Genomic DNA, 11,938 nt, shown 5'->3' on the forward strand with positions numbered 1-11,938 from the left:
CTATCAGCAGCCTTGTCAACAGCAGTTGAAGGGCCGGGCCGGATGCTCCGGGGCAAGTCTGCAGGAGCCCCCGGTCCGGGTCTGTGGTAACAAAACGGTTACCATTGGAGGGAAACCCCCGCTGATGATAGGTGTTCCCTTGCGTTTAAAGACTGCAGTCGCACTCGTGCTGCTCGGCCTCCTGACACTTTTGGCCGGCATCGGCCAGAGAACCATCTGGGCCCCGTCCGAGACTTTCACGGCCTCCGCTCCGGCGGACGGCGCCCAGGCACCCGTCACCGTGATCGACCAGAACCTGCGCACCCTTCACGGCGGAACGGTCAAGATCAACATTGAGGGTGACGGCAACTTCCTGCTGGCAGCCGGCCGGCCGGACGACGTGGACGCCTGGGTGGGCCAGGCGGCGCACAACACCATCACCGGCATCTCCGAGGACGAGAAGTCGCTGCTGGTTGAGCATGCCGAAGGTGAGGCTACAGTTCCCAACCCCGCGGGCTCGGACCTCTGGGTGTCCACCGAGAATGCAAGCGGTGAGCTTGAGTATTCATGGACGCCTCCGGCCGACGGCGAATGGAGCCTCATGCTGGCTTCCGACGGTACCCGGCCTGCGCCCTCCTCCGTTTCCATGACGTTCCCGAACGACACCTCCACCCCCTGGGCCATTCCGCTCATGGTCCTGGGTTCCCTCCTGATTCTCGGTGGGATTGCCCTGGCACTTCTTCCCATCCGCAAGCGCAATGGTAATGGCGACGGTGCGGCCAGCAAGGACAGCGGCGGCAGCAAGGACACTGCTGGCAGCAAATATGCGCAGCGGGCCCGCGCCAGAACCGAGGCCCGGCAGTCCTCCCGCCTGGGCATGATGGCCGCCGGAATGGTGGCGGCAACAGTGGTGGCAGGCACGGGCACCGCAGCGTATGCAACTGCCCCTGCCCCTGAGCCTTCCTCCGGAGCAGCCTCCACCGCGCCGGCCACGCAGGACGACCTGGCACCCGTTCTGCTGGATGCGCAGTTCCGCCGGATCCTGGAGCAGGTCTCCAGCGCCGTTGACGCCGGCGACGCGGCAAAGGACGCGGCAAAGCTTGGGGACCGCGTCAGCGGGACCGAATTGGAGGTCCGTACCCAGAACTACAGGATCCGCTCACAGGTGGGCTCCTATGAGGCCCGCATGCCGGTACGTTCCACCAAGCTCCTCACCACAGTGGTGACCAGCGACCCGGAGTGGCCGCGGTCAGTCCTGGCCGTGACCCAAGGCGAAGGCAACGTAGTGCCGCAGCTGCTGACTCTGGTCCAGTCCTCGCCCCGCGAGAACTACAAGCTGGTGGGAACCACCCCACTGCAGCCGGGCACCACGTTCCCCACCATCAGCCGGGACGGCACGGAAACCCTGGCGGCTGGTGACAAGACCGGCCTGCTCTACAGCGGTGAGGAAGCGCTGGCCGGTCTCGCGGACCGCCTCACCTCACCTGACTCCGCCTTCAAGGACAAGCTGGTGGAAGGGGAATCTTCGCCCTACATTGCGGACACGCTCTCCTACCAGGCCGAGGTGGTGAAGGCCGGCGAAAACGGCAACTTCTCCTTCACGCACAAGGTGGTTCCCGAAAGCACGGTCGTCTTCCGGACCGACGACGGCGGCGCCCTGGTGCTGGGCCGGATCAACTTCGGCTTCGAGGGAACCCCGAAGGCCGCGGGCGACAAACTCACCATCGGCGACGATGCAGCTGCCCTCGCCGGCGGCAAGGAAACCACCACCGGCATGGTCCTGAGCTTCGCCGAGTCCATGGCCGTGTACGTGCCGCCGGCCGGTGCAACCGACCCCATGAAGCTCATAGCCGCCACCCGTGGCCTGACAGGGGCGAGCTTCAAGTAAACCCCTGATCCCGCAGTGGCACCGGCAGCGGCCGGAGTGGCTAGAGTGGAAAGCATGAGTTCGCCAGCTTCCCGCCCAGTCCCTCCTGCCGCTGCCAACATGCTTAACCTGCGCGGCGCCGTCGACCTTTCCACCCTGAAGCAGCGCCCGGCATCCCCGTCCGGCACCGGCACACCGCAGGAGGGCACGCAGCCCGGCGGCGCCGGTACTCCAGAGCTGACGGTGGACGTCACGGAGTCAAACTTCCAGCAGCTGGTGGAACTCTCCGTGAAAGTGCCCGTGGTGTTTGCACTGTGGGCCTCGTACTCGCCGGAGTCCGGACGCGTGCTCGAAACACTGGAGACCATCGTGCAAAGCTACGGCGGCCGGCTGGTCCTTGGGGCCGCCGACATCGAAGCGTTCCCGCAGCTGGCCCAGGCCTTCCAGGTGCAGGCTGTGCCCACAGCCGTGGCAGTGCTCAAAGGCCAGCCGGTGCCGCTGTTTCAGGGCAGCGCCGACGAACAGCAGGTCCGCAGCCTCCTTGATGAACTGCTGAAGGTGGCGGCCGCGAACGGCGTGACCGGAAGCCTCGGCGCCGGAGCCAGCGATGAGGAAGCCCCCGCACCGCTGCCGCCGCTGCACCAGGCGGCCTTCGACGCCATCGAAGCCGGGGACTACGCGGCTGCAGCCGAGGCCTACCGCCAGGCGCTGAATGAGATGCCCTCGGACCACGAGGCGAAGGCCGGCTTGGCCCAGGTGGAGCTGATGGCCAGGCTGCAGCCACTCTCGGCCCAGGACAGCGAAGCCCTGCGGGCCGTTGCTGCCAACGAGCCGGATAACCTGGAGGCGCAGCTCGGTGTTGCCGACCTCGACATCGCCGGCGGCCATGTGGAGGATGGGCTGAACCGGCTGGTGTCCTTCATAGGGCGCAACTTCGGTCCCGAGCGTGAAGCGGCCCGGATCCGGCTGCTGGAGCTGTTTGACGTGGTGGGCGCGTCGGACGCCCGCGTGGCCAAGGCGCGCCAGGCGCTCGCGCGGGTCCTCTTCTAGTGCCGGCGCTGTTCGAGCCCCTCAAGCTGCGGTCGCTGGAACTCCAGCACCGGGGCTGGGTCTCGCCCATGTGCCAGTACAGCTGTGATCCCGACGACGCCCCCGGAGTTCCCAACGACTGGCACCTGATGCACCTGGGATCCTTCGCTGCTGGCGGTGCCGCGCTGATCCTCACCGAAGCCGCCGCAGTCAACGCCGAAGGCAGGATCAGCCCGCGCGACGCCGGCCTCTACAACGGTGAACAGGCGGAGGCATGGGAGCGGATCACCTCGTTTGTCCACCGGCATGGAGCTGCGGAGGCAAAGATTGGCGTCCAGCTCGCGCATGCCGGCAGGAAAGCCTCCACCTACTGGCCGTTTGCCGGCAAGCATGGCAGCGTTCCGGAGTCTGACGGCGGGTGGACCACAGTGGCGCCTTCCGCATTGGCGTTCGATGGCTATTCCGAACCTGCCGCAATGACCCAGGATCAGATCAGGGGCGTGGTCAGTGATTTTGCTGCCGCGGCAACACTGGCCGTTGACGCCGGCTTTGACACCATGGAGATCCACGGCGCCCACGGCTACCTGCTGCACCAATTCCAGAGTCCGCTCATCAATACCCGCACCGATTCCTGGGGCGGGGATGAAGCAGGGAGAAACCGCCTGATGTTAGAGGTGGTGGATGCAGTGCGCGAAGTCATTCCGGAGTCGATGCCTCTGCTGCTGAGGATCTCCGCCACGGACTGGGCCGAGGGCGGCGTGGACCTTGCGGCTTCCATACGCCTCGCCCGGGAGGCTGCCGGACGCGGCGTTGACCTTGTTGACGTTTCCAGCGGCGGAGCGGTTGCCCACCAGCAGATCAGCGCCGGCCCCGGCTACCAAACCGGATTTTCCGCTGCCATCCGGAAGGAAGCGGGAGTAGCCACCGGGACGGTGGGCCTGCTGACCTCTGCCGGTCAGGTTGAGCACGCGGTGGCAACAGGACAGGCTGACGGTGTCCTCATTGCGCGGGCAGCACTGCGGGACCCCCACTGGTGGCTGCGAGCAGCCTTCGAACTGGGGCATGACATCGCCTGGCCGCCGCAATACGAGCGCGCCAGGCCGCGGCGCACTTTCTGACTGCCAGGTTGCTGATGGACCACGGAGATCGGGACAAGGCGCCCGCCCCTGGCAGGGAGGGCGGGCAACAGTTGGAAGCCGCCATCCTGGAACTTCTGGCTGCCAGGGCCGCAACATCGAGTATCTGCCCGTCCGATGCTGCCCGTGCTGTCGGCGGCGAGGATTGGCGCGGGCTCATGGAGCCTGCGCGTTCGGCCGCGCGGCGCCTGGTTCAAGCCGGCGAGGTAGAGATCACGCAGGGCGGTGCTGTCGTTGATCCCGCCACTGCCAAGGGGCCCATCCGCATCCGCAGGGCGAAGCATGGCAGGTAAAACCCGGCCGGGGCGGCAGGAACGGGTAGGGCGCGGAATGGTAGTCCTGCGCCTTTTTCGCTACTCCTGCAGGAGGACCCCGCAACCGCACCCAGACGGTTAGTCTGGCTTCATGACTGCTCCGATACCTGACCCGCCGCTGTATGACCAGCCCGCGCGCGCAGGGATCCCGGCGGCCCTGTCCATCCGGGGGCTCGCGAAGCGCTTTGGTGGCAAGATCGCCGTAGACGGTATCAGCCTGGAGGTTCCGGCCGGGTCCTTTTACGCCATCGTGGGCCCCAATGGCGCCGGCAAGACCACCACGCTGTCCATGGCCACCGGCCTCCTGCGCCCGGACTTCGGCACAGCAGTTGTCCATGGCGTGGACGTATGGCGCCAACCCCTGGAAGCCAAGAAACTGATGGGCATCCTGCCGGACGGGGTGCGGCTGTTCGACCGGCTCACGGGCGAGCAGCTGATCACGTACGCGGGGCTGCTGCGCGGAATGGACAAGGACGTGGTGGCCGGACGTGTTGCCGACCTGCTCGCCGCACTCGACCTGCAGAATGACGCGGGGACCCTGGTGGTGGACTACTCCGCAGGCATGACCAAGAAAATCGCCCTTGCTTCGGCGTTGATCCACGCGCCCAGGCTGCTGGTCCTGGATGAGCCTTTCGAGGCGGTGGATCCGGTCTCCGCCGCCAATATCCGCTCAATCCTGGACAGCTACGTCGCGTCCGGGGGCACCGTCATTGTCTCGAGCCACGTTATGGACCTGGTGCAGCGCATGTGCGACCACGTTGCGGTGGTGGCCGGCGGCCGGCTGCTGGCCGCCGGAACGGTGGATGACGTACGGGGCGGTGCCTCGCTGGAGGACCGGTTCGTGCAGCTGGTGGGCGGCCGCAGCCACACGGAAGGGCTGGAATGGTTGCGCACCTCCTAAAGCTGAAACTGGCCCTGCTGCGGAACGGATTGCGGCGCAGCCCGTGGCAGTTGGTGGGCATGGCGTTCGCCGGGCTCTACGCCCTTGGCCTGGTGGTAACGCTGGTGGTGGCCCTGGTCCTTTTGCGCACCGCGCCTCAGGACGTTGCGTACACGGCGGTGGTCCTGGGCGGATCCGCCGCCATCCTGGGCTGGGGGATAGTGCCGGTGGTCGCCTCAGCTACCGACATGACCCTGGACCCTGCCCGTTTCACCACCTTTGCCATTCCCATGAAGCAGATGCTGGCGGGGCTGGCGCTGGGCGGACTGATCGGCATTCCCGGGCTGGCCACGTCCTTGGTGGCCCTGTCCACAGTGGCCACGTGGTGGCGTGGCTTCCTTCCTGCTCTCGCTGCTGCGGCGGGAGCAGTACTGGGTGTGCTGACCTGCGTTGTGCTCGCCAAGGTGGTCACCACGGCAACCGCAAGCCTGGCGTCGTCGCGCCGTTTCAAGGACGTAAGCGCCATCGCCTTCATGGTGCCGCTCGTCCTGATGGGACCCATCGTGGCGGGGATAGGCCAGGGGATTCCGGCGTCCACCGGGTTCCTGCCCGTATTTGCCCAAACCCTCTCCTGGACACCGCTGGGGGCGCCGTGGGCCATTTCCGGTGAGGTGGCAGCGGGCCGGCCGGGTTCGGCCGTCCTGAAGCTGCTCATTTCTGCAGCAACGCTCGCAGTACTCGCCTGGGCCTGGAAGGTGCTGCTGGAGCGGGCGCTGGTGACGCCTCCCTACGCGGGCAGCGGAAAGCGGAAGGGCGGCAGGCTGGGACTGCTCGGACTCCTGCCGGCAGTTCCTGCGGGTGCAGTGATGGCAAGGTCCCTCACGTACTGGTTCCGCGACCCCCGGTACTCCGGCTCCCTGGTGGTGATACCGCTGCTTCCCGTGGCGCTGGTGTTCCAAGGGGTCCAGACCGGTGACTTCACCAGCCTTGCCTTCCTGGCTCCGCTTTCAGCCTTCATCCTTGCCTGGTCAATTTCGGCGGATGTTTCCTACGACAACACGGCTTTTGCCCTGCACCTGGCCTCCGGGATCCGTGGTGTTGCGGACAGGCTGGGCCGCGCGCTCGCCTGCCTGGCCTTTGCACTGCCGGTGGTGCTGGTGTTTGCAGTCGGATACTCCATGTTTACCGGCGACTGGGCGGGGCTGCCCGGCCAGCTGGGCCTGAGCCTGGGCATCCTGTTCACGGGGCTGGGCCTGTCGTCCGTGGTATCCGCGCGGTATACCGTGGCTGTTCCCCTGCCGGGGGAGAGCCCGTTCAAGAAACCGCCCGGCAATGTGGGACAGACGCTCGCCGTGCAGTTCGGCGGACTGGTGGTGCTGATGGTCCTGGTCCTCCCGGAGGTGGCCTTGCTGGTCGCCCAGCTCGTGACGGGCAGCCCCTCCTGGGCTGGATCAATCTTGCCGCCGGGGCCTGCCTTGGCCTCGGGCTGTTTGTGGCGGGCGTGAGGCTGGGTGGAAAATGGCTGGATGCCCGCGGGCCCGAGCTTCTGGCCCAGGTAACCGTCAACCGCTGACGGCGGCGGTACGGCAGGAAGGAACAGCATGGAAGTTGTCATCCTCAACGGCAGCAAACAGATTGCACGGCTGGCGGCGGATGCGGTCGGGGCCCTCCTTCGGCGCAAGCCGGACGCAGTCCTCGGGCTGGCCACCGGTTCCTCCCCGCTGCCCATCTATGATGAGCTGGCTGGGCGCCACGAGCGGGCCGGCCTGGACTTCAGCCGGGCCTCCGGCTTCTCCCTGGATGAGTACGTGGGCCTTCCTGCCGGGCACCCGGAGTCCTACCGCGAAGTTGTCCGGCGGGAGTTCACCGACCGGGTGAACATCCTGCCGGAGAACGTGCATGGACCGGATGGTTCCGCCGCCGACATCCCTGCCGCGTGCCGGGCCTACGAGGAGGCCATCGCGGCCGCCGGCGGCATTGACCTGCAGATCCTGGGGGTGGGAACGGACGGCCACATCGCCTTCAACGAACCCGGGTCCTCCTTCGCGTCCAGGACCCGCATCAAAAGCCTGATCGAACAGACGCGCCGGGACAATGCCAGGTTCTTCACCAGCCTGGCCGAAGTGCCGCACCACGTCCTGACCCAGGGGCTGGGGACAATCATGGAAGCCCGGCACATCATCCTGGTCGCAACGGGCGCCCAGAAGGCGCAGGCCGTCAGGGACTTCGTGGAGGGACCCGTTTCGGCCATCTGCCCCGCGTCCATCCTCCAGTTCCATCCGCACGCCACGATCCTGCTGGACGAGGCCGCAGCCTCGGCGCTGAAGCTGGCGGACTTCTACCGGCACACCTACGACCACAAGCCCGCCTGGCAGGGCCTTTAGCTTTCCGCGCCGGCTCACTGGAGCGTCCTGGAAAATGTTCGAGCGGCCGGCCCAGTGCGGCTGTTTCATCCGCTGGGAAGACGCGCCGCCGTCGAACGTGCCGCTGCCCAAACGGCTAAGATGGTTGGCATGACTAGCATGACGGACCCTCTCGAAAACGACCCGATGCGCGAGCTTTCCGGGGCTGGAACGTCCACAGCCACCATTGAGCGCGAGGAACTGCGCCAGGAGGTGGAGCCGGGCGACCGCGAGCGTTTCTCGCACTACGTTCGCAAGGAAAAGATCATGGAGTCCGCGCTGACGGGTGAGCCGGTCATCGCACTGTGCGGGAAGGTCTGGACGCCGGGCCGGGATCCAAAGAAGTTCCCGGTGTGCCCCACGTGCAAAGAGGTCTATGACGGCCTGCGCCCGGGCAATGACGGCGGCAAGGGTCCCGGAGGGGACTCGGGCAACAACAAGTAGTGACGGAAACGCTTTTTGGCGGCCCCACCCTGCCTCCGGCCTACCCGGAACGTGCAGCCTGGGGAACCGCCCCGAAACTCCGTGCCTGGCAGCAGGAAGCCCTTGATCTCTACCTGAAGAACAGTCCGCGCGACTTCCTGGCGGTGGCAACCCCAGGGGCCGGCAAGACGACGTTCGCGCTGCGGATTGCATCCACGCTGATTGACTCGGGAGCCGTCAACCGGGTGACCATTGTTGCGCCTACCGACCACCTGAAGCGTCAGTGGGCGGATGCCGCTGCCCGCGTGGGTATCGCGATCGACCCCAACTTCAAGAACTCCGACGGCCAGCACGGCCGCGGCTTCATTGGCGTCGCCGTCACCTATGCCCAGGTGGCCAGCAAGCCGCTGCTTCACCGTGCGAAGACGGAAGCTGCCCGCACCCTGGTGATCCTGGACGAAATCCACCACGGCGGCGAAGCCTTGTCCTGGGGTGACGGCCTGCGGGAGGCCTTCGATCCGGCCGTGCGGCGACTGTCACTGACAGGAACGCCGTTCCGGTCAGACACCTCGCCCATCCCCTTTGTGGAATACGCCGAGGACCGGGACGGGATCCGCCGTTCCAAAGCCGACTACACCTACGGATACGGCAACGCCCTGCGGGACCATGTGGTCCGCCCCGTGATGTTCATGGCCTACTCCGGGCAGATGCGATGGCGGACCAGTGCCGGCGAGGAAATGGCTGCTTCGCTGGGCGAGGCGGCCGTCACGAAGGACATCACGTCACACGCCTGGCGGACGGCGCTGAACCCGGCCGGTGAGTGGATTCCGGCCGTGCTGGCCGGGGCGGACAAGCGGCTCAGCGAAGTGCGACGCACCGTGCCGGACGCCGGCGGCCTGGTGATCGCCACCGACCATGAGGATGCACGTGCGTACGCCGGGCAGCTGAAGAGGATTACGGGGGAGTCCCCCACTGTGATCCTCTCCGACGATGCCAAGGCCTCCAGCAAGATCGAGGAGTTCTCTGCAGGGGACAAGCGCTGGATGGTGGCGGTCCGCATGGTCTCCGAAGGAGTGGACGTCCCGCGGCTTTCGGTAGGCGTGTACGCCACCTCAACATCCACCCCGCTGTTCTTTGCCCAGGCCGTGGGACGCTTCGTGCGTGCCCGCAAGAGGGGCGAAACGGCGTCGGTCTTCCTGCCGTCGGTGCCCCAGCTGATGGCCTTGGCCAACTCGATGGAAATGGAGCGCGACCACGCGCTGGACCGGCCGGAGAAGGAGGACGGCGACGGCCTCTTCAACCCTGAGGACTCGCTGATGGACGAGGCGAACCGCGAGGAAAAAGCCTCGGACAGCCTGACCAAGGGCAAGTTCGAGGCGCTGGACTCGCAGGCATCCTTCGACCGGGTCCTGTTTGACGGGGGCGAGTTCGGCACCGGCGGCGAGGTGGGCTCCGACGACGAGCTGGACTTCCTGGGCATTCCCGGCCTGCTGGATGCCGAGCAGGTGGGCACCCTCCTCCGGCAGCGCCAGCACGAGCAGCTGAACAGGAAGAACCGGAAGGTTCCCGCTGCTGCGGCTGAAAGCCAGGCCCCTGCCGTCCCGGACCACCGGATGCTGATGGACCTGCGCAACGAGCTGGCCAAGAATGTGGCGGCATGGTCCGCCCGGACCGGCACGCCGCACGGCGTGGTGCACACCAAGCTGCGGACCGTCTGCGGCGGGCCTCCAGTGGCGCAGGCAAACGAGGAGCAGCTGAAGTCCCGCCTGCGGAAGCTCCAGGACTGGTTTGTGGGCAGGAAATAGCAGCGACCTCAAAACAATAGTGGCCCGGTGCAGCGCACCGGGCCACTCTGCAACTGCCTGGGGTCAGGCGACGTCGACGCCGCCAAGCTCCATCTCGGCCACGGCCTCTTCCAGGTCTTCGGCGATCCCGGCGGTCAGGGACCTGAGGACGGTCACCGAGTAGCCTGCCTGGACGGCGTCCAAAGCGGTTGCCATGACGCAGTAGTCTGTGGCGATTCCCACCACCACGACGTCCTCAACGTCATGGCTCTGCAGCCAGTCGTCCAGGCCAATGGCGTCCTTGTCCGGAGCGAACCTGTCGGCATCCCCGGAACCGGGCAGGGCCCCCGGCTGCCGTTCTCCGGTGGGTACTGCGTCCTCGGGCGCCAGGAGTCCTTCAAAGCCTGAGTAGGCAGCGGAATACTGCCCTTTCTGAAAGTAGGCCTGGATGTACTCGGTGTCGAGGTCCGGGTGCAGCTCCGCGCCGCGGGTGCCGGCCACGCAGTGCGGCGGCCAGCTGCCCTTGAAGTCGGGGGTGTCGGAAAAATGCTCCCCGGGGTCTATGTGCCAGTCCTGCGTGGCCACGATGTGGTCAAACTCGTTGTGATGGGCGTCGACGTAGTCGCTGATGGCGCCGGCAACGGCTGCCCCGCCCTGGACGGCGAGCGATCCGCCCTCGCAGAAATCGTTCTGGACATCAACGATAATCAGCGCACGGGACATCAGTTCTCCTCGTAGATGGTGGGGATGGCGGCCTCGCCGCGCTGCAGCCGGTTAACCACGGGCGGCAGCTCGGCCATGGAGTCGGCGTGGCGCTGGCGCGCCCTGAGGACGCCCTCGGGCCCCGTCCAGCCCGGCATCAGCTCACCGTTCTTCATGAACTGGTGCAGCAGCGGGCGGTCGTTACCGTCATCCTCGGGCCGGTGCCCGACGCCCACGATCTCGGCGGTGGCGATGCCCTGTTCGTTCAGCTTCCGCAGCGCGTACTTGCGGCCGCCCACGCTGGCCTTGTTCTTGGCTGCCTTTGCCACCGAGACGAAGTTCCCGTCGTCATCTGTGCGGCTTACCAGTTTGTAGACCATGCTGGCCGTGGGGGCGCCGGAGCCGGTCACGAGGGACGTGCCCACCCCGTAGGAATCCACCGGCGCGGACTGCAGCGCTGCGATCGCGTACTCGTCCAGGTCTGAGGTGACCACGATCTTGGTGTTCTCATTGCCGAGGTCATCCAGGAGCCGGCGGACCCACTGGGCCTGGTCCACGAGGTCACCGGAATCCAGCCGGACGGCACCCAGCCGGGGACCTGCCAGGTCCACTGCCGTCCGGACGGCCGTTTCGACGTCGTACGTGTCCACCAGGAGGGACGTGCCTTCGCCGAGCGCGGCGATCTGGGCCTCGAAGGCATCCTTCTCGCTGTCATGCAGGAGAGTGAAGGAATGGGCTGCGGTGCCAACGGTCCTGATGCCGTAGCGGATGCCGGCCTCCAGGTTTGAGGTGCTGCTGAACCCCGCGATGACGGCTGCCCTCGCGGCGGAAGCAGCCGCTTCCTCATGTGTCCGGCGCGATCCCATCTCGATGCAGGGGCGGCCATGTGCTGCGCTGACCATCCTGGAGGCAGCGGAGGCAATGGCACTGTCGTGGTTGAGGACGGAGAGCAGGTAGGTTTCCAGCATGCAGGCCTCGGCGAACGTGGCCTCGACAATCAGGATGGGGGAGTTGGGGAAGTATGCCTCGCCCTCGGCGTAACCCCAGATGTCGCCGGAGAAGCGGTAGGTCGCCAGGTATTGCAGGGTCTGCTCGTTGACCACGTTGGTGCGGGCCAGGAAATCCAGTTCGGCCTCGCCGAAGCGGAAGTTCGCAATGCCTTCCAGGAGCCGGCCCGTTCCTGCCACGATGCCGTACCGCCGCCCGTCGGGCAGCCGGCGCGCGAACGCCTCGAAGACCGACTTGCGGTGCGCTGCGCCCGAATGGAGTGACGCCTGCAGCATGGTCAGCTCGTAGTGGTCGGTATAGAAGGACGTGCGGGGTTGCTCCCAGCCGGCGGAGGTACTCACGGAAGTCACTCTAGTCCCCACCGGCTCCCACGTCTCGCTTCGCTTCGCCGCGGGGCCCTCGCCGGCGTGGGCC

General features: G+C 66.7%; 10 protein-coding genes and 1 pseudogene. 9 read left to right on the plus strand and 2 right to left on the minus strand.

The annotated features are described in order from the left end of the window. Nucleotides 1-124 precede the first annotated feature (124 nt). The 9 genes and pseudogenes from FDW81_RS01440 (at nt 125) to FDW81_RS01480 (ending at nt 9,835) form a co-directional block, all read left to right on the plus strand. Nucleotides 125-1,867: a hypothetical protein gene (locus FDW81_RS01440; protein ID WP_171027069.1), complete on the plus strand. Its 1,743-nt coding sequence runs from the start codon at nt 125-127 to the stop codon at nt 1,865-1,867. A 54-nt stretch (nt 1,868-1,921) separates the two neighbouring features. Further along, entirely contained in the window at nt 1,922-2,896 is a 975-nt protein-coding gene (locus FDW81_RS01445; RefSeq protein ID WP_138132341.1) for a tetratricopeptide repeat protein, read from the plus strand. Continuing rightward, nucleotides 2,896-3,993, plus strand: a complete 1,098-nt coding sequence (locus FDW81_RS01450; RefSeq protein WP_138132342.1) for an NADH:flavin oxidoreductase/NADH oxidase — start codon at nt 2,896-2,898, stop codon at nt 3,991-3,993. Before FDW81_RS01445 ends, FDW81_RS01450 begins: the two co-directional genes overlap by 1 nt. Nucleotides 3,994-4,007: 14 nt before the next feature. Beyond that, nucleotides 4,008-4,304, plus strand: coding sequence for a DUF3253 domain-containing protein (locus FDW81_RS01455; RefSeq protein WP_138132343.1), 297 nt, complete (start codon nt 4,008-4,010; stop codon nt 4,302-4,304). A gap of 112 nt (nt 4,305-4,416) precedes the next feature. Beyond that, nucleotides 4,417-5,226 carry an ABC transporter ATP-binding protein gene (locus FDW81_RS01460; RefSeq protein WP_138132344.1) on the plus strand — a complete coding sequence of 270 codons (810 nt, stop codon included), beginning with the start codon at nt 4,417-4,419 and terminating at the stop codon, nt 5,224-5,226. Continuing rightward, nucleotides 5,208-6,778, plus strand: a pseudogene (locus FDW81_RS01465) (transporter). Before FDW81_RS01460 ends, FDW81_RS01465 begins: the two are co-directional and overlap by 19 nt. A 28-nt stretch (nt 6,779-6,806) precedes the next feature. Beyond that, on the plus strand, nt 6,807-7,589 hold the full coding sequence (gene nagB, locus FDW81_RS01470) for a glucosamine-6-phosphate deaminase (protein ID WP_138132345.1): 783 nt from the start codon (nt 6,807-6,809) through the stop codon (nt 7,587-7,589). 120 nt (nt 7,590-7,709) lie between these two features. After that, entirely contained in the window at nt 7,710-8,051 is a 342-nt protein-coding gene (locus FDW81_RS01475) for a DUF3039 domain-containing protein (protein WP_138132346.1), read from the plus strand. Continuing rightward, a complete protein-coding gene (locus FDW81_RS01480) occupies nt 8,051-9,835 on the plus strand; it encodes a DEAD/DEAH box helicase (RefSeq protein ID WP_138132347.1) in 1,785 nt (594 codons plus the stop codon). Before FDW81_RS01475 ends, FDW81_RS01480 begins: the two co-directional genes overlap by 1 nt. 63 nt (nt 9,836-9,898) lie before the next feature. Here the strand turns inward: FDW81_RS01480 and FDW81_RS01485 are convergent, their stop codons facing one another. Together FDW81_RS01485 and FDW81_RS01490 are read right to left on the minus strand one after the other, a co-directional pair. Further along, a complete protein-coding gene (locus FDW81_RS01485; protein ID WP_138132348.1) occupies nt 9,899-10,537 on the minus strand; it encodes an isochorismatase family protein in 639 nt (212 codons plus the stop codon). Further along, on the minus strand, nt 10,537-11,865 hold the full coding sequence (locus FDW81_RS01490; protein WP_138132349.1) for a nicotinate phosphoribosyltransferase: 1,329 nt from the start codon (nt 11,863-11,865) through the stop codon (nt 10,537-10,539). The genes FDW81_RS01485 and FDW81_RS01490 overlap by 1 nt, the downstream gene beginning before the upstream one ends. Between the last annotated feature and the right edge of the window lie 73 nt (nt 11,866-11,938).

The sequence above is a fragment of the Pseudarthrobacter sp. NamB4 genome (assembly GCF_005796185.1).
Classification (GTDB): Bacteria; Actinomycetota; Actinomycetes; order Actinomycetales; family Micrococcaceae; genus Arthrobacter.